The following is a 20,438-nucleotide window of genomic DNA, read 5'->3' on the forward strand; positions in this document are numbered from 1 at the left end:
GCGCGGATCCCGAGCGGACGCCGTCAACGTTCCGGTGTGCCGGAAGGAGCGGAGGCGAGCGGGCCGTCAGCGGCGAAGGCCAGCGCGGCGAAGCGTTCGCCGATACGACGGTGGGCGGCGGCGTCGGGGTGGAGCTGGTCGGGGAGCGGGAGTTCGGCGAAGTCCTTCTCGCCGTAGAGTTCGCGGCCGTCGAGGTGGTGGAGGTACGGATCCTCGGCGGCGCGCTCGGCGACGATGCGGGAGAGCTCACGGCGGATGACGGTGAGGGTGAGACGAGTGGGATCCGAGGGATCGCCCGTCGCCCGGAACGACACCTTTCCCTCGGCGGCTTCGCTGAAGTCGGGGGCGGCCGGGCCCGGCGTGTCCTCATGGATGGGGCACAGGAGCGGCGAGATGACCAGCAGCGGCGCGGTGGGGTGCCCGTCCCGGATGGTGTCGAGGAATCCGTGTACGGCCGGCCCGAATCCGCGCAGCCGCATCAGGTCCAGATTGACCAGGTTGATGCCGATCTTCACGCTGATCAGGTCGGCGGGGGTGTCCCGCATCGCGCGGGCCGTCAAGGGATCCAGCAGGGCGCTGCCGCCGAAGCCCAGGTTGACCAGCTCCGCCCCGCCGAGGGAGGCGGCCAGCGCGGGCCAGGTGGTGGTGGGGCTCTCGGCGTCGGAACCGTGGCTGATCGAACTGCCGTGGTGCAGCCACACCGGACGCCCGTGGTCCGCCGCCGGCTCGACGGGCGCGTCCGTCCGCAGTGCGACCAGCTCGGTCACCTCACGGAACGTCAGCCAGATCTCGACGTCCTTCATCCGGTCGGGCAGCCCGTCGAACCGCACCGTGCCCACCGGTCCCGGCCGGGTCTCCGCGGCCCCGGACCTCATGTCGACGACGAGCGTGCGGCCGCCGGGCGCGGTGGCGCGTCCCGCCGGGCGGCCGTCGACGACCAGGTCGTAGACACCGTCGGGGCGCGGCGGGGCGCCCTCGTAGACGAGCCTGGTGCGCAGGACGTCCAGCTCGATGACGGTCGCCCGGGTACGGAACACCAGCCGTACCCCCGAGGGCTGCGCTTCCGACATCGCCAGCTGTCCGTCCGGGATCTGCTTCCGGGCACGGGCGGGCAGCCGGTGCGGCAGGACGCCGTGTTCGGTGCGCTCCAGATCGAGTGCGCCGCGTACGAGGTCGGCGGTGAGGGGGGTGGTGAGGAGGCCGGGGGTGGGGGAGTTGTCGTGGTCGTCGAGGGGGGAGTTCATGATCCCCAGGTTGCCAAAGGGGCGCGTACGGCGCATCGCAGTTGTTGCGTCGTCGTATGCCGTGTCTCATGCATCATGTAGAGCGAAAGAGCTGCCGCGTATCGCGTATCGTGCTTCGTATATCACGTATCCGATATCGTGTATTGAGTCTCATGTACGACGTCTCGTGTGCGGCTTGATGCACCGGGCCACGTATCCCGCCTCTCGCACCCCACGTGCTGAAGGCGTCGTATCCCGCGTCGTATCTCACCCGGGCGCGCGCAACCCTCCCGGTACCTGAGTGCGAGCGGCACAGGTTCCTGACGTCCCGCAAGATCTCCACCCGCTCGGGAATGTCGGCATCGACGGGCGTTGTTGATCAGTCATGGCTGTCATCCACCGCACCACCATGTCCCCCACCAAAGTCGAACTCCTCGCCGGCTGGCTCCCGGGCAAGTCCTGGTATGTCGCAGGCTCCGGCGCTCCGCAGCTGACCAGGACCGGCGGGTTCCGGCTCGACGACCCGCAGGGCGAGGTCGGCATGGAGTTCATGGTGGTCACCGACACCTCGGGCGGACGCCCGGTGTCGTACCACCTCCCGCTCACCTACCGCGGCGCCCCGCTGGAGGCTGCCGAGCAAGGGCTCATCGGTACGAGCGAGCACGGGGTGCTGGGTACGCGATGGGTGTACGACGGGGCGCACGACCCGGTTCTCGTCGCCCAGTTGCTCGCCCTTTTCCAGGGCAGTGCCGTCCCCCAGGCCCAGAACGAGAGCGACACGCCGGACCCGACCGTCGTCCCGCACCTCACCGGTTCCGCTCTCCCCGACGGCGGGCTCGCCGCACCGCTGACGGTGAGGGACGGAGCGGACGGTACCGACGTCACGGTCGGAACGTCTCAGGCCGCCGCTCTGCGCGTGGTGCGCGCCCTGGTCCCGGACGAGGAGGGATCCGGCCCCCGCCCGGCCGGAACCCTGGGCCACCTCACCGCGCCCTGGCATCCGCAGGACGGCACGGAGTACCGGGGCACGTTCGCCGTGATCACCGCCGCCCCCTCGCACTGAAGTCGGCACCCACACCCACACCCACACCTGCTGTCGCAAGCGGAGTTGTCAGCAGGGCGGTCGGAATCCGCCGTGCCTGCGTGCCCTCGGGCCGCCCGCCGTCACGATGGCGGCGACCGAGGGCGGCAGCTCGGTGCCGTCCTCGCGCAGGGGCACCGGCGGATCGGTGACCTTTCCGGCGTTGGCCGTCCCGCCCCGCAGGTGCACGTTCTTCGGCCTGACCCGGTCCAGCGGTGAAGGCGTCAACTCCCGCCGCTCGCGCACGAAGGCGATGAAGCTCTCGAAGTCCCGCTCGTGCCGGTAGGGCTCGCGGTACGCACTGAGCGCCGGGTAGCCGTCCATCCCGAGCAGGGTGTACGAGGAGGTGGCGAGCCGGTAGTCCCGGTCGAGCCGCAGGGGTACGCCGTCGATCAGCACGTCTGCCGGAGCCACCCGGTCGCCGACCGGGCCCGTCGCGTCGAAGGAGTAGCGGACGTTGCCGGACACCGCGAGCGGCGCGAACCGCAGCTCGCCTTCGGGGCCGGTGGACCACTGCTGTTCGAGGGCGTCGTGGAGCTGTTGCCCCGACACCCTCACGCCGACGATCGGACTGCCGTAACCGATGGCCCGCCACGCCTTCCCGAAGGTCACCGATCCGTCCGCCGCCGGCAGCAGGTCGCCCCGTACGAAGGACTGGCCGACCGTCGGCGCCAGGGGGACGAGCGCGAGCTGAGCGGGGACGTGGCGGTGGATGTTGGAGTCGTCCCACGCGGGGACGGCTCTGCGCGCAGCCCACAGCGTCCAGTCGGCCGCGAGGTCACCCATCGTGCTCTGGCCTGCGGTGTTACGGGTCCGGGTGAAGGGTCCGCGCTGCTTCCCGAGCGGGCTGCGCTCGCGTTCGGCGGCCCTCGCGGCCCAGTGGTCGGCGATGTCCTTGAGGTCCGGGTGGGGGGTGACGTCACGGGTGTTGGGGTGGCTGGTGGAGACGGTCAGCTCGCGCACCACCCTGCCCGTGCCGGGGTCCAGGCGCAGGTTGATCTCGTTGATGACCTGCCCGTGGAAGCCCGCTTCCACGAAGGGGCGGGGGTTGCCGTGCGGGTCGGGGACCATCATGTTGAACCGGGTGTGCCAGTGCCCGCAGACGATGGCGTCGATGTCGGGCGAGACTTTCAGAGCCAGCTCGTAGGCGGGCCCGGACGGGTTGCTGCCGCTGTTGAAGTCGCCGCCCGCGACCGCGCCGTCGTGCATCGACAGCACGATCGCGTGCACACCGCGCCGCTTGAGTTCCTTCGCGTACCGGTCGGCGGTCGCCACGTCGTCGAGGGTCTTGAGCCCGGGGTGGAAGGAGTTCGGGAACAACTCGCTGCCGACCGCGGTGAGATGGATGAACCCGATCGGCAGGCGTCGGCCGCCGGGACCCCGTACCCATTCGACGTGGTACGGCGGGAGGACGGTGCGACCGCCCCGCGCCCGCACCACGTTGGCGGAGTAGTACGGGAAGTCCGCGCCGCGGAAGCGCCGTCCGGTGGAGTCGCGGAAGCCGGTGTCGCGGCCCACCACCGGGTAGGCGTGGCCGCGTTCCATGTGCTGGATCAGGTTGGCGGGGGACTTGTCGAACTCGTGGTTGCCCGCCGTCGCGAAGTCCAGCCCGAGCTTGTTGAGCGCCTCGATCGTCGGCTCGTCGGAGAACGCGGCGGCGTCGAACTCCCAGCCGGAGAAGAGATCGCCGGGCGCGAAGAACAGCGAGTTGCGCCGCCCGTCGCGCAGCCGCTCCAGGTGCGTGCCCATGGCGGCGACCCCGCCCACGGTGTACTTCTTCCCGCCGTTGCCGTGGACGACGGAGTCGCTGCCCGTTGGCCCCTGCAAGTACCCGTGCAGATCGGTGATGTTGAGGAGCTGCACGTCGACGTACTCGTCGGCGGTGGCGGCGTCACGAGCGGAGTCGGAGGCGTAGGCGGGGACGCCGAGGGCGGTGGTGGTGGCCAGGGCGCCCACGGCGGTGAGGAAGGTCCGGCGGCCGGTCGCGTGGTTGCGGATACTGCGCGGCGTGGTGCTGCGAGTCGTCGTCACGCCCCGATGGTGCGAACAGGGAAGTGAAGCACCCGGGAATCACAAACGTCATGCGTATGGCAGCGTCACGGCAGCCCCGTGAACCGCTTGGCCGTCAACCCTCACGGCCTGTCGGGGAGTTGAGCTCTGATCATGGCGAGAAGTGCGCTGTGGGTCGGCGCGTCGGCCGCGACCACCAGCCCCCCGGCACCCGAGTCCACCGGCTGGCCGTGAATGCCCGTCACCACGCATCCCGCCGCCTTGCACAGGGCGATCCCGGCGGCGAAGTGCACGCTGTCGCCCTGGTGGCCGTCGGTGACGTAGGCGGCCCGCCGCCCCGCGGCCACCCAGGCGACGGCAATCGTGGAGGAGACCACGCGCGGCCTGTAATCAGCGATGAAAGCGGGGGAGTTGAGGAGCTGTGCGGTACGGAAGCCCGGGGCGTTGGGGAACGGCGGGTCGAGATTGACGTCCACCAGCCGGGAATCCGCCGAGGGCGTCAACTCCTCGTCCGTGGCCTCACTGCCGCCCTTGCTCCTCCTTCCCTCACTGCCGTCCCGCCGGACGAACGCGCGAGCGCCGTCCGTCCAGAACACCTCGCCGGAGAACGGGTCGGCCGAGGCGGCTGCCGTGACACCGGCCCCCACCCGCAGGGCGACGTTCACCGCGACCAAAGGGGTGCGTACGGCGTAGTTCAGCGTGCCGCAGAGCGGGTCCACCAGCCATCTGCGTCCGGCGTCCGCCTCGCCGGTCGCTCCGCTCTCCTCGCCGGTCACGGCGTCCTCGGGGCGTGCGGCGCGCAGCACGTCGAGGATGGCCTGCTCCGCGGCGACGTCCGCCGCAGTCGCGAAGTCACCGGCGCCCTTCGCGTACCGGGCGAGGGAGGAACCGTACATGTCGCGGACGACCGCGGCCCCGGACTGTGCTGCCCGGACGGCGAGTTGGGGATCGTCGTCGCTGTGCCTGATCGTCATGGCGGCAGCCTATCCAGGCGGCCGGCCGGCCGGGCCCGCAGGGGAGCGGAGCCGCGTCCTCTGTGGGCGAAGCACTTCCGCCGTGGGCGAAGCGGCGTCCGCTGAGGGCGAAGAGAGGGGGCGCGCGTCCGTTGCCGGTGATTGCCTGAGGCCATGGAGATCCTGGTATTGGGTGGGACGGCGTGGGTGGGCCGCGAGGTGTCGCGGCAGGCGATCGGGCGCGGACACCGGGTGACGTGTCTGGCGCGCGGTGAGAGCGGCGAGGTGGCGGAAGGGGCGACGCTGGTGGCCGCCGACCGGCGCGACCCCGCGGCGTACGACCAGGTGCGCGACCGGGAGTGGGACGCGGTCGTGGAGGTGTCGTGGCAGCCGGGATTCGTCCGCGCAGCCCTCGACGCCCTGGGCGCGCGGGCCCGGCACTGGATCTACGTGTCCTCCGTCAGCGCCTACGCCTCCCACGGGCGGCCGGGGGCCGACGAATCCGATCCGCTCCTCGCGCCGACCCGACTGGACGAGGTGGGCAGGGAGTCGTACGGCGAGGCGAAGGCCGCCTGTGAAGAGGCCGCGGCCCAGGCGGTGGGCGACCGCCTCCTGATCGCCCGCGCCGGCCTGATCGGCGGGCCGGGCGACCACAGCGGCCGCTCCGGCTACTGGGTGGCCCGATCCGCACGCGACCCGCAGCAAGCGATGCTCGTCCCCGACGAACCGGACCTGTCGACCCAGGCGATCGACGTACGGGACCTCGCCGCGTGGCTGCTCGACACGGCGGAGAAGGGCACCACCGGCGTCTGCAACGCGGTCGGCCCCGTCGTGCCGTTCGGCGAATGGATCGCCGTCTCGCGCACTGTCGGCGGACACACCGGCCCGGTGGTGACGGCCGACTCGGCGTGGTTGCGCGCCCACGGCGTGGCCGAGTTCATGGGTCCCCGGTCCCTGCCGATGTGGGTGGTCGAACCCGGCTGGGAGGGCTGGGCCGCCCGCAGCGGCGCCGCGGCGGCCGCCGCCGGACTCCGCCACCGGCCCCGTGCGGAGATGCTGGCCGACACCCTCCACTGGGAACGCGCCCAGGGCCTGCACCGGGACCGCCGCGCGGGCCTCGACGCGGAACGCGAACGCGAACTGCTCGACGCACTGGGCTGACACGGACCGACGACGGGGCGACCTCCGCCGACGGCCTGCGGAGCACGGGGGTCGGGCGGCCCCTGAGCAAGGGCTCGCTCGCCACGTCCGACCGGGGAACCGTCGGCCGGGGAGCTGTCGCCGCGTACGGACGACGAAGCGCGAGCGACCCCGAACCCGACCCGAGCATCGTGCCCGGCGGGAGGGTGGCTGCGGGTGTGGGCGTCGCGTTCCGCGGGCCGGACTTGGTGCGGAGGCTCACGGCGTGGGCGTGGCGTTCCGAGCACCGGGCTTGCCGTGGAGGCTCAGGACGCGAGCGGCCACGGTGCTCGGCCCGAGCACCGTGCCCGGCGGGAGGGTGGCTGCGGGTGTGGGCGTCGCGTTCCGAGCACCGGGCTTGGCGCACGGCGTCCGAGTCGTGACCCGCGCACGGAGCCGCCCGGCGCACGGCTCAGGACGTGGGCGTCGCGACCCGCACCCGGTTGCCGTCCGGGTCGCGCAGTTCGACCTCGCGTGCCCACGGGAGATCCTGCGCGTCCACACCGAACTCCCGTGCCACGGCGTCGACCTCACGCACCCTCAGGTAGATCAGGGTGTCGGGCCGGGCGTCCCCCTCGTGCTCCGACAGGAACAGTTTCACCCGTCCCCGAGCGACCTCGACGAACGCGGGGAAGCCGGGTTCGAAGCGGTGCACCCACTGCTCGGCGAAGCCGAGGCGGCCGTACCACTCGACCGCCGTCGCGGCGTCCTTCACGTACAGGATGGGGATGATTTCCTCGTCGTCCATGCGGGTCATCGTCCCAGACGGCGCGCACGGGGGCTGGTCCCGGCGCAGGACGAGCCGCCCCGGCTGGGACGGACACGGTCTGCGGTGGCGATGTCCTGTCGGCCTAGCCCCCGTCCTCACCCTCGGGGAGTACCGACGCGAGCCGTGCCAGGAGGTCGGCGAGCTGCGTCTGCTCGTCGGCGCCGAGCCCGGACAGGAGCCGACGCTGATTGTCCAGGTGCGCGGCGATGAGGTCGTCGGTCAGCTCGACACCCTCGGAGGTGAGGGTGATGAGCCGTCCACGGGAGTCGCTTTCGGCGACGGACCTGAAGACCAGGCCCCGGGTTTGGAGCCGGTCCACCCGTTTGCTGATCGCACCGGTGGTGACCAGCACGGTGCGGCTGAGTTCGCCCGCCGACTGCGCGTAAGGATCGCCGGAGCGCCGGAGCGCCGCCAGTACGTCGAAGTCACCGCCGCCCAGGCCCGCGGCGCGGAAGGGCGGGCGCAGGCGTTGGTCCAGGGCGTCCGTGAGCCGGAAGAGCCGCCCGATGACGAGCATCGGTGCCGCGTCCAGGTCGGGGCGCTCGCGTTTCCACTGGTCGACGATGGCGGTGAGGCTGCGAGGGCGGTACCTGGCGACCCATCAGCTCTCGTGGTCGGCGTGCCGGACCCTCGCGCCCATGCTGCTGGGTTTCCTGCTCGACGCCGGACCGTGGCAGGTGTGGACGGTTCTGGCACTGACCGTCCTGACCGGTGCCGCCGTCCTGCTCCGCGCGGAGCGCGTACTGCCGCCACACGTCGTCAGCGGTACGGAGGAGGGCAACGCCGCGTCCTTTCAGCGGCCGAGCACTACGACAGCGTCCCTGGTCAGGGCCCCCGTGGACCGCCCGTAGGGCGGGACCGGGCAGGAGTGGCAGGATGGTCCGTATGGATGTACGCCGCAGGAACAACGTCACGGTCACCGGCCACCCCGACGGGCCGGCGGTCGTCCTCGCGCACGGCTTCGGCTGCGACCAGGACATGTGGCGGCTGGTCCTGCCCGCCCTCACCGACCGCTACCGGGTCGTGCTGTTCGACTACGTAGGGTCGGGAGGCTCGGACCCGGCCGCCTGGGACGCGCGTCGTTACTCCTCCCTGGAGGGTTACGCCGCGGACGTCACGGAGGTCTGCGAGGAGCTCGATCTGCGCGACGCCGTGTTCGTCGGGCACTCGGTCAGCGCCATGGTCGGCGTCCTGGCGGCCCGGTCCGTCCCCGGGCGCATCGGCGCACTGGCCATGGTCTGCCCGTCCCCGTGCTACATCGACGACGAGGCGGCGGGCTACCGCGGCGGCTTCGACGCCGCGGACATCGACGAACTGCTGGAGTCACTGGAGTCGAACTACCTCGGCTGGTCCTCCGCCATGGCCCCGGTGATCATGGGTAACGCGGACCGCCCGGAACTCGGGGCGGAGCTCACCCGAAGCTTCTGCGCCACCGATCCCGCCATGGCCCGTGTCTTCGCCCGCACCACGTTCCTCTCCGATTCCCGCGACGACCTGAAGGGCGTGACGGTGCCCACGCTCGTACTGGAGTGCTCCGTGGACGCCCTCGCACCCCGCGAGGTCGGCGCGTACGTGCACGCGGCGGTGCCCGGCTCACGGCTGGTGACCCTGGCGGCCACCGGGCACTGCCCGCAGCTCAGCGCGCCGGAGGCGACCGCCGCGGCGCTGGACGATTTCCTCGGGTCGCTTAGTTGATACGCCGAGCCTGCGGGTCCGAGGCCGACGACACCGGTGGACGCCCGGCGGGGGAGACCGCTGACGCGGCCTTCCCCGCCCTTCTGGAGGAGAGTCCGGAGATCCTGTACGAGCAGGCCCCGTGCGGCTACCTGACGACGATGATGGACGGCACCATCGCGAAGGTGAACGCCACCCTGCTCGGCTGGCTCGGCCGGACACGGGAGGAGGTCGTGGGCCGTATGCGCTTCAGTGACCTGCTGACCGTGGGCGGCAGGATCTACCACGAGACGCACTTCGCGCCCGTGCTGAGGATGCAGGGCGAGATCAGTGGTGTCGCCCTGGAGCTCAAGGCCACGGACGGCACCCGCATGCCCGTCCTGGCCTCGTCCGTCGTCACCTACGGCAGCGAGGGCGAGCCCCTGCTGATCCGCACCACGCTGTCCGACGCCCGGGACCGGCGTGCGTACGAGGAGGAGCTCCTGCGCAGCACCCGGGCCGCCGAGCAGGCGCGGGCGGAGGCCGAGGAGGCGCGCAACGCGGCGGAGGAGGCGCGCAGTGCCGCCGAGCACGCCCGTACGCAGGAAGAGCGGGCGCGCAAGGAGGAGGAGCGGGCCCGCCGGCAGGCGGAGCAGACGCGCAGGGAGACCGAGCAGGCGCGCAAGGAGGAGGAGCAGGCCCGCCGACAGGCGGAACAGGCCACGAAGAACGCCGAGCAGGACCGCCGGGCGGCCGAACTCGCCCGCGAGCAGGCCGAGTTCGAGCGTCGGCAGGCGGAAGCCGCGCGCCGGGACGCCGAGGCGGACCGGGCCCGGCTCCAGGACGCGCTCGGCGTGCTCCAGCAGAGCCTGCTGCCCGACCACCTGCCCGTCGTACCGGGACTGGAGGCGGCCTCGTACTACCACACGGCTTCGCCCGAGCGCCTCGGCGGCGACTTCTACGACCTGTTCCCGCTCGACGGAAAACGCTGGGCGTTCTTCCTCGGCGACGTCTGCGGCAAGGGCCCCCAGGCGGCGGCGCTCACCTCGCTGACCCGCTACTCGCTGCGCGCCGCCGCTCTGCACGACCCCGACCCGGTCGCCGCCCTGAGCACGCTCAACACCGTGCTGCACGAGCGGTACACCGGCGGCGACCCCCGCTACTGCACCACCGTCTTCGGCACCGTCGAACCCGACCCGGACACCGGCCACGTCACCGTGCAGCTCGCCTCCGGGGGGCACCCCCCGGCGCTGATCCGGCGCGTGGACGGCCGGGCCGAGTACCTGGAAACCCCCGGCGGACTGCTGGTCGGCGTCCTGCCCGAGCCGCACTTCACCGCCGCGCACACCACCCTCGCCCCCGGCGATACCCTCCTCCTGTACACCGACGGCCTGACCGAGGCCCGCACCGGCCCCGAGCGCGCCCTCTACGGCGACGACGCCCTGCGCGACTTCGTCGCCTGCCTCCCCGACGCCGGACCCGGGGCCCTGGTCGGCGCGCTGACCGCACTCCTGGAAGGATTCGGCACGGGCCTGGACGACGACACCGCTCTGCTCGCCCTGGGTGCACCCGCAAGCACCACCGCAACGTCTGCCACTACCGCCACTGTCGCCACGGCGACCGCCACTGCCACCACCGTCGCCACTGTCACCGCGACGACGACCCCGGAACCGGAATGAGTGCTCTGAACATCACCAGCCGAGACGCCACGACCGGCCCTGTCGTGGAGATCGCCGGCGACCTCGACTACGACACGGCGGGGCGGCTTCGCGAAGTCTGTGCGGACCTCGCCCTGCACAGCGGCCAGCGTCTGGTCGTCGATCTGGCCGCTCTGGAGTTCATGGACTCCACCGGCATCACCGCCCTGATCGCCGCCCGCAACCACGCACTGGCCGCCGGTGCGGACATCGCACTGGCCGCGGTGCCCGACAACACCATCCGTATCCTGCGCCTGGTGGGCCTGGACCAGATCTTCCCGATGCACCCCACCGCCGAAGCGGCGACGGTCGGCACCGGCTGAACCACGCCCGTACCGTGCGGGCCGCCGAGCCCCGCGGCACACTGCACCGGCCGCCGACCGTGAGCATTGAGCCGTCGGACCGCCGACCGTGAGCCTGGGCCGCCGACCGTGAGCCTTGAGCCGTCGGATCGTCGGGCGTCAGCGGTCGCACCGTCGGGCGTCAGCCGTGGCCCTTCGGCCGCCGGACCGCCGGTCGTCAGCCGTGAGCCGTCGGCCGTGAGCCGTCGGTCACCGTCCGTTCCTGTCCGTCGCCGTCCGTCGTCGTCCGTCGCCCTCCGTCGGATCGCCGGGCGTCAGGCCGTCGGCGCGAGCAGCGCGTCGAAGGCGGCGGGCAGCCGCTGCCATCCCCGGCGCCCCGCCGCGTACTCGGCGTCGGTGAGCAGGCAGGAGTCCAGCAGCAGTTCCAGGGCCTCCCGATCGAGACCGGGCGAGGTGAACACGAGGTGCTGGCAGCAGTCGCCGTGTTCGGGATGCCAGTCCAGCGCCGCGGCGGCCCTGCGCACCGGCGACTCCCGCTCCCAGGCGGCGTCCGACAGCGTGGCCAGCCACGGCCCCGTCGGCTCCACGCCTAGCGCGCCCCCGGCGGCGTCCCACGCCAGCAGCGTGTCGGGCCGGTCGGCCAGCCAGAATCGCCCCCGGCTGCGTACGGCGGCACAGCACAGGTCCTCCAGTGCATGGAAGAGACGCTCCGGGTGGAAGGGCCGTCGGCGGTGCCACACGAAGGTGCCGACTCCCGCTTCGTCCGCCTCCTGCGGGAGCAGCGCGCACGCCGGATGCTGCGCCGACGCCGCCGAGTCCACGTCGAACCCGGCGAACGCCGCATCCGCCAACTCCGCTGAGCCAACCATCAGCTGACGGGCCGTCGGGTGAAGCTGCGTGAGCAGCGCGCGGTCCTCCTCGTCGGCGTCGGCGCTGTCGGCGAGTGCCAGAACGGGCGCGTACTCCAGCTGTCGTGCCCACGTGTCGGCGACGGTGCGCCGGTCGGTGGGCGCGGCGGCGAGCCCGCCCTCGGCCAGGTCGTCCCCGTTGGCGAGGTACGGCAGTACGAGGGCGGGGTCGACGGCCGTGACGACATGGGTGAGGGTGAGGGATCCTCCGCCGTGCCGGGCGACGACTTCCGCCATGGCCTGGGGCTCGACCGAGTCCCACAGCTCGACGACCGCGAGCCGGGTGAGTCCGGCCCCGGCCAGTCGCCTCAGCTCGGGGATCAGATCCTCGCGCAGGGCGCAGCAGGCGCAGTCGTTGACGAGGGGCAGGTCCCAGCGGGACAGCTCGCCCGCGGCGTCACGCAGGGTCCGCCGTACCGTGCCGTCCGCCGCCCCGGTGAGGTCGTGGTGCAGTGCGACGCTCGCGGGAACCGACCGCAGCAACCCCTCGACCGCGTCGCGGCGGGCGTCGGCGTGCAGCCCGCCCACCAGCACGACGGCGAGGGGACGGGCCGCGGAGCCACGGTCCTTGCCGCCTCCCTCCGCTTCCGGACGCATCAGGAGGCCTCGGGGCGGCGGCCGTAACGGCGCTCGAACCGCTCGACGCGACCGGCGGTGTCCAGGACGCGCGCGGTGCCGGTGTAGAAGGGGTGGCTGACCGAGGAGATCTCGACGTCGACGACGGGATAGGTGTGACCGTCCTCCCACTCCACCGTCTTGTCGCTGGTGGCCGTGGAGCGGGTGAGGAAGGAGTGCCCGGCCGCCGTGTCACGGAAGACGACGGGGCCGTAGGCGGGGTGGATGCCGGGCTTCATGGGGTTCCTCGCGTTCTGCTGATTCTTCGGGTGCGCCGCGTGCTGCCGCGCGTGTGCTTCGGATGCGCCGAGTACGTCGGGCGCTATGCGTGCGTCGGTACTTCGCGTGCGTCGGTACTTCGAGTGCGTCAGGTGCTTCGGCCCTGCGGCTTCTCTCCGGTCCCGGCCTTCGCCGGGGGTGGCGTCAGCGTTCTTCGCGGAAGTCGACGTGCTGCCGGACCACCGGGTCGTACTTGCGCAGCACCATCCGGTCGGGGTCGTTGCGGCGGTTCTTACGCGTCACATAGGTGAACCCGGTGCCTGCCGTGGAGCGGAGTTTGATGATCGGGCGTACTTCGTTGCGAGCCATGGCGCTAACATACTGAAAACGGGAACCATTTTCAATACGGTTTCCCGCTGTCCAGAGAGCCGTCCAGAGAGCTCTCCGAAGAGAGGTGGCAAGCCCCGTGTCCGCGCACTGCCAGCTGACCGGAGCCCGTCCCGGTTTCGGCAACAACATTTCCCACTCCCACCGGCGCACCCCGCGTCGCTTCGACCCGAACATCCAGCACAAGCGCTACTGGCTCCCCAGTGAGGGGCGGCACGTACGCCTGAGCCTCAGCGCCAGGGCCATCAAGGCGATCGACGTGATGGGCATCGAAGCGGCGGTGGCCCGGATCAGGGCCCGCGGAGGAAAGGTCTGACATGGCGAAGAAGAGCAAGATCGCGCAGAACGAGAAGCGCAAGGCGATCGTCGAGCGCTATGCCGCCCGCCGCGCCGAACTCAAGAAGACTCTGCGCAGCCCTTCTGCGACGGACGAGCAACGGCGCTCGGCGGCAGCGGAGCTGGCGCGCCAGCCGCGCGACGCGAGCGCGACCCGGGTGCGCAACCGGGACAGCGTGGACGGCCGCCCGCGCGGCCACCTGCGCAAGTTCGGGCTCTCTCGGGTACGGCTGCGGGAGCAGGCGCACGCGGGGTTCCTGCCGGGGGTGAGGAAGTCCTCCTGGTGAACCCGGGCAGGCAGGCCGCCGCCGCGCGTCGGACCGGTACGGCCTGGGCGGGCACGTCGCCCTCGCCGTCTTCCGCGGGGCGGCCTGTCGTCCCGTAGCGGTCGGAGGTACATTGCCCCCGCCGGTGGCCGGAGACAGGTCGCCCTCGTCGGCGGTCGGTGGTGCATCGCTCGCCAACGGTCGGAGGGGCGTCGCTCCGTCACGGTCCGGGGCGCGTACCTCCGTCGCGGTCCGGTCCGGGGCGCGTACCTCCGTCGCGGTCGGAGGTACGGAGAGTGCCGCGCTCCGTGACGGGCGCGGCGCCGAGGGGTCCCTTCCGGCACCTCCTCGTCCCACCGGGCGGCGGCACCGGAAGGACGTCCCGGCGTCCGTGCCGTCGCCCGCCCCCGTTCTGCTCGAAGGCCCCCGGCGGTGAGTACCGTGTCTCCGGGGTACATGCCCGGCGGTGCGTACCGACCGCGTACCCCGACGCAGGAGGCGAGTGACCGTCGTGCAGAACTGGATCTACTGTCTGAGGCCGGCGCGGACCCTGATGGACGGCGGACTCGCCACCAAGGAATGGGTGTCCGCGCTCTCCGAGACGCGTCCGGACAGGGAGCTGTGCCTGGCCGCCCGTCGCTACATGGAGGCGGGGGACCGGGTCTGGTTCTACTTCGCCACGCCTGTGCGGGAGGTCGCCGCGCTGGCCGAGGTGCGGAGCGCGCTGTACGAGCTGCCGGGGGAGTCCGGGCCCCGCTGGAAGGTGGCGGTCGCACTCGACCCGCATGCGACGAGCGCCCTGTGCGATCAGCCGGTCCCTCTCGTCGCGCTCGCCAACCAGCACCCGCAGGGCGTCTTCCGGGCGACGGCCGCCGACCTCGCACTGCTGGAGGCCCACGCGGGGCTGCGCCGGGAGCGAGCGGTGTGACGGACCCCGGGGCGCGCGGGGAGAATTCAACGCTTCTGACTCTTGTGCGGCACATGACATGCTGACGGCATGAGTGATCATGCACGTCACGATTCCGTGCGCCGCAGCTACGACGCCGTGGCCGAGGAGTACGCCACCCGTCTGCACGACGAGCTCGCCGGCAAGCCCCTCGACCGGGCGCTGCTCGCCGCACTCCTGGAACAGACCGCGCCCGGCGCCGCGATCGCCGACCTCGGCTGCGGCCCCGGGCACGTCGCGGCCTGGCTCGCCGGGCAGGGGGCCCGCACCGTCGGGATCGACCTGTCCACGGGAATGCTGGAGGCCGGGCGACAGCGGTTTCCCGACGTGGAGTTCCGGGAGGGGGACCTGCTGAGACTGCCGGCCGGGGACGGCGAGTTCGGTGCGGCCGTCGCCTTCTACACGCTCATCCACCTCGACCCGGGCGACCTGCGGCGTGCCTTCGACGAGGCGGCCCGGGTGCTTCGGCCCTCCGGGCTGCTGCTCCTCGCCTTCCAGGCCGGGACGGAAGTCCGGCATCTGGACGAGTGGTGGGGGCACGAGGTGGACATCGAATTCCGCCTCCTGGAACCGGGACACATCGCGGAGGTGCTCGAAGCGGCCGGGTTCGCCGTGGAGATGCGGCTGGAGCGCGCCCCCTACGCCCACGAGGGGAATCGGCGGGCCTATGTGCTGGCTCGCCGGCACGTCTGAGCCCGTCCGCGCCGCAGACCATGCCTGTGCGCGCGATCCGGCGGCGCGGGCAGCCCGCGAGGTCCGGAAGCGCGGGCAGCGCCGCCCGTGCGGGACGGTGTGCCCGCGCGGGCGGTGCGGGATGCCCGCGCGGGCGGTGCGGGATGCGTGGGCGGGCGGGGCGCGGTCTGCCTGCGCGGCGCGTGGTGCGGCTGGTGTGGGACGGTGTGCCCGCGCGGCGGGCGGTGCGAAACGCGGTCCTGCCCGCGCGGCGACCGGTCCGACGGTGTGGGCCGGGCGGGGTCGTGCGCCTGCGCGGCGGCCGGTGCGGGCAGTGCCGCCGGTCACTCCTGACCGCGCCCCGGTGGTCCAACGACCCGCAGGAGAAGCCGAATTGGGGACTTCTGCGTGCTGTGTCCGATCTTCATCGTTTACACAGAGGCAACGGAATGTTGTACAACCCTTCTACGCGCTCGAACGTCTGACCCATCAGCGTCAGGCCGCAGTCGTGCGAGAACTGTCGACATTTCCATCCCCGTTCCACGACGGCAGGGGGTATGTGAGCATCCACGAGGAGCTGAGAGAGCACACATGGGCGAGCGGGGCAGGAACAGCCATATAGGGGCCGCGGGCAGCCGCCGGAAGAAGAGTGGCGGACGGCGCGCACAGCAGCCCGCCGGGCGCCGCGGTCAGCCTTCCCCCGGCGCGCACCCCGGGGACGGCAGCGCCGAAGGAAGGGGCGAGGGCCGAGCCGCCAGTCGGCGCGCGCCGCGCGGGCGACGCGGGCAGCGCAGACCGCGCAGCAGGTTCAAGACCCTCCTGATCTTCGTGCTGCTCCCGCTGCTGGTCCTGGGGGGTGCGGGCTTCGCCTGGGTGTACTTCTCGCTCGACGGCAACCTCAAGACCGTCGACATCGAGGCGGAACTCGGCGCCGACCGGCCGCCGGAGGTCGACAACGGGTCCATGGACGTCCTCGTCCTCGGCTCCGACTCCCGGCAGGGGGACAACGGCCGGTACGGCAAGGACGTGGGCAGCGCGCGCTCCGACATCGCGATGATCGTGCACGTGCACGCGGGCAACGAGAAGGCCAGCGTCGTGTCGATCCCGCGCGACACCCTGGTCAGCCGCCCCCAGTGCATGGGCAGGTCGAAGATCAGGCCGGCCGCGGAGCGCCAGATGTTCAACACGGCGTACGAGGTGGGCGGGCCCGCCTGTGCGGTGAAGACGGCGGAGAAGCTCTCCGGCCTCCGGATGGACCACTACGTCGAGGTCGACTTCGGCAGCTTCAAGACGCTCATCGACGCGCTCGGCGGTGTCCCGATCACCACCACCAAGGCGATCGACGACCCCAAGAGCCACCTCAAGCTCGCGGCCGGCACCCACCGGCTGGACGGCGAGCAGGCCCTCGGTCTCGTGCGCACGCGAAAGAGCGTCGGCGACAGCAGCGACCTCGGCCGCATTCAGCTCCAGCAGGCATTCATGAAGGCCCTGATGGAAGAGATCAAGGGCGTCGGCGTCCTCAACCCGAAGAAGCTGTACGGCCTCGCGGACGCGGCGACGAAGACCCTCACCACCGACTCCGGTCTCGGCTCCGTCATGTCCCTGGCGTCCTTCGGCAACCGTCTGGGCGGCATCGGCTCCAAGGACATGAACATGATCACGCTGCCGATCGACTACGACGCGAAGGACCCCGAGCGCGTCATACCGCTGAAGGACCAGTCCGAGCTCCTGTGGATGTCGCTGCGGATGGACAAGCCGATCCCGCCGACGGTCACGGAGAACTCGGCCGGCGACAAGGTCGACGCGGGCAAGGTCGTCAAGGGCGGCTGAGCGGCACGCGAAAGGCGCCGCCGAACGACCACGCCTCGATGTCGCGGTAGCGGATCGGCCCGGGGCCCCGGCCGACATTGCTGCCCACCAGGTGCAGGCGGGCCGCCGGCCACCGGCGGCCCGCGAAGGACGCCAGGGCGTCGGCGGTCTCCACGACCGGCGCCGCATCGCCGCGGCGGGCGCGGGCCAGGGTCAGGTGCGGGCGCAGCGGCCGGCTCTCGAAGGCGATGCCGCAGCCCCGCACCGCCGCGCGCACCCCGTCGGCCAGCCGGTGCAGCTCGTCCAGGTCGCCGCCGACACCGCTCCACAGCACCCGCTCGTCGAAGTGCCCGCCGCCGCGCAGCGCCAGCTCCAGGGGACCTTGCGCCGCCGCCAGGTCCCCGAGCGGCCAGCGCAGCAGCGGAACGGTGGTGACCGGCAGTTCCCCGAGAAACGCCAGCGTGATGTGCCAGTCCTCGATGCGGTTCCAGCGCAGGTCCGGATACGCGGTCCGGGCGGGCCGCAGCTCCCGTGCCAGCTCGTCCTTCGCCTCGTCCGGCGGGGCCAGGGCGATGAACACGCGTACGGTCGCGGGGGTGGCCCCGTCCACGGTCATCTGCGGTTCCCCCTGACACGGCTCTGCGGTACGGCTCGCATCGTACGGGGCGGCCCGAGGGACCCTCGTACGCCCCCGTGCCCCGTGCTGCGGGGAACACGGGCGTCGCGCCCCGCCCGTCCCGGCGGGGCGCGACGTGCCCGCGCGGACGCGTTACCGCTTGAGCGGCTGGGCGAAGCGGATCATGTTGCCGCAGGGGTCCCGGAAGGCGCAGTCGCGGACGCCGTAGTGCTGGTCGACCGGCTCCTGGAGCACCTCGCCGCCCGCGGCGCGGATCTGCTCGAAGGTGGCGTCGCAGTCGTCGGTGGAGAAGATGACGCCGCGCAGCAGGCCCCTCGCCAGGAGGTCCGACATGGCGGCCCGGTCGTCGGGGGAGGCGTTCGGATCCGCGACGGGCGGCTCCAGGACGATGTTCACGTCCGGCTGCGCGGGCGACCCGACGGTCACCCAGCGCATGGACTCGTACCCGACGTCGCTGCGGACCTCCAGGCCGAGCACGTCGCGGTAGAAGGGGAGCGCCTTGTCGTGGTCGTCGACGGCGATGAAGACTTGCGAGAGGCTGATGTCCATGCGCTTCACGTTAGGTGCGAGGGGCCCGGTCCGGCTTCTCCGTTCCTGACCGGTCGCGAGTGGATCCTGGCCACGCAGGCGGGGAGCGCGGCCTCCTCGTCGTGGTCGCGTGCCCGGTACACGCTGGGGCTCATCCCGACCAGTTCGGTGAATCGTGAGCTGAACGATCCCAGCGACGTACAGCCCACCTCGAAGCAGACCTCCGTCACCGACAGGTCGCCCCGTCGCAGCAGCGCCTTGGCCCGTTCGATGCGGCGCGTCATCAGATAGCTGTACGGGGTCTCCCCGAACGCGGCGCGGAAGCTCCGGGAGAAATGACCGGTCGACATCAGCGCGACCTGCGCCAGCGCGGAGACGTCGAGCGGCTCGGCGTACTTGCGGTCCATCAGGTCACGGGCCCGGCGCAACCGGACGAGGTCCTCCAGATTCACGCGCCCACCCTCGCACGGACCGGCCGCGGCGGGAACGGGTGCGGGGCCTCGGGGCCCCTCCGCGAGTACGGCCCGCGCGCGGCATAGGGTCGGACGCACGGAGGCCCGTCCGCCTCCGGTTTCGTCCCCTGTACCCGGGTACCGAAGTAATCGTGTATCCGTCGACCGACCCGAGGAGCAAGTCGTGACCGACCCGGCGTCCAGCACCGTGCAGCAGGAGATCGCGCGGGACCTCCAGGTGCCCGCGAGTTTCGACCCCGAGCAGGAGATCGAGCGGCGGGTGGCCTTCCTGGCCGAGCGCCTGACGACGACGGGGCTGCGCGCGCTGGTGCTCGGCATCAGCGGCGGCGTCGACTCCACCGCCGCCGGGCGGCTGTGTCAGCTCGCCGTGGAACGGGCCCGCGCCGCCGGACACGACGCGACCTTCTACGCGATGCGGCTGCCGTACGGCGTGCAGGCGGACGAGAAGGACGCCCAGCGCGCGCTCGACTTCATCCAGCCCGACCGGGTGCTGACCGTCGACGTGAAGGCCGCGAGCGACGCCTCGCTGGAGGCATCCCTCGCCGGTGGGCTCGCCTTCCGCGACGCGAGCCACCAGGACTTCGTGCAGGGCAACATCAAGGCCCGGCAGCGGATGATCGCGCAGTACGCGGTCGCGGGCGCGCAGGACGGCCTCGTCGTCGGCACCGACCACGCGGCGGAGGCGGTCACCGGGTTCTTCACCAAGTACGGCGACGGCGCCGCCGACCTCGTGCCCCTGACGGGCCTGACCAAGCGCCGCGTACGGGCCCTCGCCGACACCCTGGGCGCCCCGGCCGAGCTGGTGCGCAAGGTGCCGACGGCCGACCTGGAGACGCTGGCCCCCGGCAAGCCGGACGAGGAGGCCCTCGGCGTCACGTACGACGAGATCGACGACTTCCTGGAGGGCAAGCCGGTCAGCGACGAGGTCGTCACGAAGCTCGTCCAGCGCTACCGCCTCACCGAGCACAAGCGGCAGCTGCCCGTCGCACCCTGACCCCGGAGGTATGTCCGTCTCGCGCGTGGGCAGGCGGGGATCTAACGTCAACGTACGGACGTTTCGGATGTTACGGACGTGCACGCGCAGACCCCGGAAGGAACGAGCGTATGAGCAGCGAGCGGGGAGACGACGTCTACCAGCCGGACGATGCCGAGGAAGTGACGGCGGACTCCGGCATCCTCGACCCCGAGGACACCCTCAACGACCGTGAGGCGGACCCCTACGAGGAGGGCTGGTCGCCGCCCGAGCGGCCGCTCGCCGTGGGGCGTGTCGGCACCACGGCGGAGGAGCAGCAGGAGGGCGAGTCGCTCGACGGGCGGCTCGCGCAGGAAGTGCCCGATCCCGCGCTCGACACCCCGGGCGGCCCCGAGGGCGACGACGGCCTCGGCGACCTGCCGGGCGGAGCGGGCGAGCCCGTCGACGACGAAGTGGGCGACCGGCGGGCCGGACGCCTGGTGGCACCGGACGAGGGTGCGCGCGAGGACGCCGAAAAGGACATGCTGGCCAACGACGTCGGCATCGACGGGGCGGCCGCGTCCGCAGAGGAGGCGGCCGTGCACATCGTGCCGGACGACGCGGAGGCCGACCTGGGCGAGGGCCTGAGGAACTGAGCAGGCGCCGGAGGGCGGGGCGAGGACGGCACACACCGTCCTCGCCCCGCCCTCCCGTCTGAGGCACTCCGGCACCCTTTCTGACGTTTCACGTGAAACGTCTTCGGCCGAGGCCAACCACCGCACTGCGGCCCGGAGTCGGCGGTACGACCGCCCCCGCCACGTGC

24 protein-coding genes are annotated in these 20,438 nt (G+C 72.2%); 13 read left to right on the forward strand and 11 right to left on the reverse strand.

Going from position 1 to position 20,438, the window contains the following annotated elements; translation table 11 throughout:
• Nucleotides 1-23: 23 nt before the first annotated feature.
• Nucleotides 24-1,244: a GDSL-type esterase/lipase family protein gene (locus ACQPZG_RS02375; RefSeq protein WP_433544064.1), complete on the reverse strand. Its 1,221-nt coding sequence runs from the start codon at nt 1,242-1,244 to the stop codon at nt 24-26.
• Between the two features lie 364 nt (nt 1,245-1,608).
• On the opposite strand from ACQPZG_RS02375, the gene ACQPZG_RS02380 reads away from it, so the two are divergent.
• Nucleotides 1,609-2,286 (forward strand): maltokinase N-terminal cap-like domain-containing protein, encoded by a 678-nt coding sequence (locus ACQPZG_RS02380; protein ID WP_433544065.1) that lies wholly within the window; start codon nt 1,609-1,611, stop codon nt 2,284-2,286.
• Nucleotides 2,287-2,334: 48 nt separating this feature from the next.
• Here ACQPZG_RS02380 and ACQPZG_RS02385 read toward each other — a convergent pair whose 3' ends face one another.
• Both ACQPZG_RS02385 and ACQPZG_RS02390 read right to left on the reverse strand, forming a co-directional pair.
• Nucleotides 2,335-4,335, reverse strand: coding sequence for a bifunctional metallophosphatase/5'-nucleotidase (locus ACQPZG_RS02385; protein WP_433544066.1), 2,001 nt, complete (start codon nt 4,333-4,335; stop codon nt 2,335-2,337).
• A gap of 101 nt (nt 4,336-4,436) precedes the next feature.
• The gene (locus tag ACQPZG_RS02390) at nt 4,437-5,288 is read right to left on the reverse strand and encodes an inositol monophosphatase family protein (RefSeq protein WP_433544067.1); all 852 of its coding nucleotides are present in this window, start codon (nt 5,286-5,288) and stop codon (nt 4,437-4,439) included.
• 153 nt (nt 5,289-5,441) lie between these two features.
• Between ACQPZG_RS02390 and ACQPZG_RS02395 the strand changes: the two genes are divergently transcribed.
• Nucleotides 5,442-6,428, forward strand: a complete 987-nt coding sequence (locus ACQPZG_RS02395) for an NAD-dependent epimerase/dehydratase family protein (protein ID WP_433544068.1) — start codon at nt 5,442-5,444, stop codon at nt 6,426-6,428.
• Between the two features lie 430 nt (nt 6,429-6,858).
• Here the strand turns inward: ACQPZG_RS02395 and ACQPZG_RS02400 are convergent, their stop codons facing one another.
• On the reverse strand, nt 6,859-7,194 hold the full coding sequence (locus tag ACQPZG_RS02400) for a glyoxalase superfamily protein (protein WP_433544069.1): 336 nt from the start codon (nt 7,192-7,194) through the stop codon (nt 6,859-6,861).
• 103 nt (nt 7,195-7,297) lie between these two features.
• Nucleotides 7,298-7,732, reverse strand: coding sequence for a MarR family winged helix-turn-helix transcriptional regulator (locus ACQPZG_RS02405; protein WP_433544070.1), 435 nt, complete (start codon nt 7,730-7,732; stop codon nt 7,298-7,300).
• Here ACQPZG_RS02405 and ACQPZG_RS02410 point away from each other — a divergent pair.
• The 4 genes from ACQPZG_RS02410 to ACQPZG_RS02425 are packed head-to-tail and all read left to right on the forward strand — an operon-like array spanning nt 7,722 to nt 10,888.
• Nucleotides 7,722-8,066 carry a hypothetical protein gene (locus tag ACQPZG_RS02410; protein ID WP_433544071.1) on the forward strand — a complete coding sequence of 115 codons (345 nt, stop codon included), beginning with the start codon at nt 7,722-7,724 and terminating at the stop codon, nt 8,064-8,066. The genes ACQPZG_RS02405 and ACQPZG_RS02410 overlap by 11 nt on opposite strands.
• Nucleotides 8,067-8,100: 34 nt before the next feature.
• Nucleotides 8,101-8,910: an alpha/beta fold hydrolase gene (locus ACQPZG_RS02415; RefSeq protein ID WP_433544612.1), complete on the forward strand. Its 810-nt coding sequence runs from the start codon at nt 8,101-8,103 to the stop codon at nt 8,908-8,910.
• Entirely contained in the window at nt 8,907-10,547 is a 1,641-nt protein-coding gene (locus tag ACQPZG_RS02420) for a PP2C family protein-serine/threonine phosphatase (RefSeq protein ID WP_433544072.1), read from the forward strand. Before ACQPZG_RS02415 ends, ACQPZG_RS02420 begins: the two co-directional genes overlap by 4 nt.
• Nucleotides 10,544-10,888 carry an STAS domain-containing protein gene (locus ACQPZG_RS02425; protein ID WP_433544073.1) on the forward strand — a complete coding sequence of 115 codons (345 nt, stop codon included), beginning with the start codon at nt 10,544-10,546 and terminating at the stop codon, nt 10,886-10,888. Before ACQPZG_RS02420 ends, ACQPZG_RS02425 begins: the two co-directional genes overlap by 4 nt.
• A gap of 293 nt (nt 10,889-11,181) precedes the next feature.
• Here the strand turns inward: ACQPZG_RS02425 and ACQPZG_RS02430 are convergent, their stop codons facing one another.
• The 3 genes from ACQPZG_RS02430 to rpmG all read right to left on the reverse strand — a co-directional run bounded on the left by ACQPZG_RS02430 (nt 11,182) and on the right by rpmG (nt 12,978).
• Complete coding sequence (locus ACQPZG_RS02430; RefSeq protein ID WP_433544074.1) at nt 11,182-12,372, reverse strand: CobW family GTP-binding protein; 1,191 nt, start codon at nt 12,370-12,372, stop codon at nt 11,182-11,184.
• On the reverse strand, nt 12,372-12,629 hold the full coding sequence (locus ACQPZG_RS02435) for a type B 50S ribosomal protein L31 (protein ID WP_433544075.1): 258 nt from the start codon (nt 12,627-12,629) through the stop codon (nt 12,372-12,374). The genes ACQPZG_RS02430 and ACQPZG_RS02435 overlap by 1 nt, the downstream gene beginning before the upstream one ends.
• Nucleotides 12,630-12,813: 184 nt before the next feature.
• Complete coding sequence (rpmG, locus tag ACQPZG_RS02440; protein WP_433544076.1) at nt 12,814-12,978, reverse strand: 50S ribosomal protein L33; 165 nt, start codon at nt 12,976-12,978, stop codon at nt 12,814-12,816.
• Between the two features lie 97 nt (nt 12,979-13,075).
• Here rpmG and rpmB point away from each other — a divergent pair, with 97 nt between their 5' ends.
• The 5 genes from rpmB to ACQPZG_RS02465 all read left to right on the forward strand — a co-directional run bounded on the left by rpmB (nt 13,076) and on the right by ACQPZG_RS02465 (nt 17,046).
• Nucleotides 13,076-13,312: a 50S ribosomal protein L28 gene (rpmB, locus tag ACQPZG_RS02445; protein ID WP_433544077.1), complete on the forward strand. Its 237-nt coding sequence runs from the start codon at nt 13,076-13,078 to the stop codon at nt 13,310-13,312.
• 1 nt (nt 13,313) lies between these two features.
• A complete protein-coding gene (gene rpsN / locus ACQPZG_RS02450; RefSeq protein ID WP_433544078.1) occupies nt 13,314-13,619 on the forward strand; it encodes a 30S ribosomal protein S14 in 306 nt (101 codons plus the stop codon).
• 481 nt (nt 13,620-14,100) lie between these two features.
• Entirely contained in the window at nt 14,101-14,526 is a 426-nt protein-coding gene (locus tag ACQPZG_RS02455; protein WP_433544079.1) for a hypothetical protein, read from the forward strand.
• Nucleotides 14,527-14,595: 69 nt separating this feature from the next.
• Entirely contained in the window at nt 14,596-15,237 is a 642-nt protein-coding gene (locus tag ACQPZG_RS02460) for a class I SAM-dependent methyltransferase (protein ID WP_433544080.1), read from the forward strand.
• 807 nt (nt 15,238-16,044) lie between these two features.
• Nucleotides 16,045-17,046, forward strand: coding sequence for an LCP family protein (locus ACQPZG_RS02465; protein ID WP_433544081.1), 1,002 nt, complete (start codon nt 16,045-16,047; stop codon nt 17,044-17,046).
• Here ACQPZG_RS02465 and thpR read toward each other — a convergent pair.
• The 3 genes from thpR to ACQPZG_RS02480 all read right to left on the reverse strand — a co-directional run bounded on the left by thpR (nt 17,033) and on the right by ACQPZG_RS02480 (nt 18,642).
• Entirely contained in the window at nt 17,033-17,641 is a 609-nt protein-coding gene (thpR, locus tag ACQPZG_RS02470) for an RNA 2',3'-cyclic phosphodiesterase (RefSeq protein ID WP_433544082.1), read from the reverse strand. The genes ACQPZG_RS02465 and thpR overlap by 14 nt on opposite strands.
• Nucleotides 17,642-17,794: 153 nt before the next feature.
• On the reverse strand, nt 17,795-18,211 hold the full coding sequence (locus ACQPZG_RS02475; protein WP_433544083.1) for a VOC family protein: 417 nt from the start codon (nt 18,209-18,211) through the stop codon (nt 17,795-17,797).
• A 5-nt stretch (nt 18,212-18,216) separates the two neighbouring features.
• Nucleotides 18,217-18,642, reverse strand: coding sequence for a helix-turn-helix domain-containing protein (locus ACQPZG_RS02480; protein WP_433544084.1), 426 nt, complete (start codon nt 18,640-18,642; stop codon nt 18,217-18,219).
• Between the two features lie 184 nt (nt 18,643-18,826).
• Between ACQPZG_RS02480 and nadE the strand changes: the two genes are divergently transcribed.
• Together nadE and ACQPZG_RS02490 are read left to right on the forward strand one after the other, a co-directional pair.
• Nucleotides 18,827-19,657, forward strand: coding sequence for an ammonia-dependent NAD(+) synthetase (gene nadE / locus ACQPZG_RS02485; RefSeq protein ID WP_433544085.1), 831 nt, complete (start codon nt 18,827-18,829; stop codon nt 19,655-19,657).
• Between the two features lie 110 nt (nt 19,658-19,767).
• Complete coding sequence (locus tag ACQPZG_RS02490; RefSeq protein ID WP_433544086.1) at nt 19,768-20,271, forward strand: DUF5709 domain-containing protein; 504 nt, start codon at nt 19,768-19,770, stop codon at nt 20,269-20,271.
• The last annotated feature ends 167 nt before the right edge of the window (nt 20,272-20,438 follow it).

The sequence above is a fragment of the Streptomyces sp. CA-294286 genome (genome assembly GCF_050947155.1).
Taxonomy (GTDB): domain Bacteria; phylum Actinomycetota; class Actinomycetes; order Streptomycetales; family Streptomycetaceae; genus Streptomyces.

Excerpts from the sequence above, each read along its gene's own strand:
- ACQPZG_RS02375 (WP_433544064.1), bottom strand. The coding sequence starts at position 1,244 with ATGAACTCCCCCCTCGACGACCACGACAACTCCCCCACCCCCGGCCTC.
- ACQPZG_RS02380 (WP_433544065.1), top strand. The coding sequence starts at position 1,609 with ATGGCTGTCATCCACCGCACCACCATGTCCCCCACCAAAGTCGAACTC.
- ACQPZG_RS02390 (WP_433544067.1), bottom strand. The coding sequence starts at position 5,288 with ATGACGATCAGGCACAGCGACGACGATCCCCAACTCGCCGTCCGGGCA.
- ACQPZG_RS02395 (WP_433544068.1), top strand. The coding sequence starts at position 5,442 with ATGGAGATCCTGGTATTGGGTGGGACGGCGTGGGTGGGCCGCGAGGTG.
- ACQPZG_RS02400 (WP_433544069.1), bottom strand. The coding sequence starts at position 7,194 with ATGGACGACGAGGAAATCATCCCCATCCTGTACGTGAAGGACGCCGCG.
- ACQPZG_RS02410 (WP_433544071.1), top strand. The coding sequence starts at position 7,722 with ATGACGAGCATCGGTGCCGCGTCCAGGTCGGGGCGCTCGCGTTTCCAC.
- ACQPZG_RS02405 (WP_433544070.1), bottom strand. The coding sequence starts at position 7,732 with ATGCTCGTCATCGGGCGGCTCTTCCGGCTCACGGACGCCCTGGACCAA.
- ACQPZG_RS02415 (WP_433544612.1), top strand. The coding sequence starts at position 8,101 with ATGGATGTACGCCGCAGGAACAACGTCACGGTCACCGGCCACCCCGAC.
- ACQPZG_RS02425 (WP_433544073.1), top strand. The coding sequence starts at position 10,544 with ATGAGTGCTCTGAACATCACCAGCCGAGACGCCACGACCGGCCCTGTC.
- ACQPZG_RS02430 (WP_433544074.1), bottom strand. The coding sequence starts at position 12,372 with ATGCGTCCGGAAGCGGAGGGAGGCGGCAAGGACCGTGGCTCCGCGGCC.
- ACQPZG_RS02435 (WP_433544075.1), bottom strand. The coding sequence starts at position 12,629 with ATGAAGCCCGGCATCCACCCCGCCTACGGCCCCGTCGTCTTCCGTGAC.
- rpmG (WP_433544076.1), bottom strand. The coding sequence starts at position 12,978 with ATGGCTCGCAACGAAGTACGCCCGATCATCAAACTCCGCTCCACGGCA.
- rpsN (WP_433544078.1), top strand. The coding sequence starts at position 13,314 with ATGGCGAAGAAGAGCAAGATCGCGCAGAACGAGAAGCGCAAGGCGATC.
- ACQPZG_RS02460 (WP_433544080.1), top strand. The coding sequence starts at position 14,596 with ATGAGTGATCATGCACGTCACGATTCCGTGCGCCGCAGCTACGACGCC.
- thpR (WP_433544082.1), bottom strand. The coding sequence starts at position 17,641 with ATGACCGTGGACGGGGCCACCCCCGCGACCGTACGCGTGTTCATCGCC.
- ACQPZG_RS02475 (WP_433544083.1), bottom strand. The coding sequence starts at position 18,211 with ATGGACATCAGCCTCTCGCAAGTCTTCATCGCCGTCGACGACCACGAC.
- ACQPZG_RS02490 (WP_433544086.1), top strand. The coding sequence starts at position 19,768 with ATGAGCAGCGAGCGGGGAGACGACGTCTACCAGCCGGACGATGCCGAG.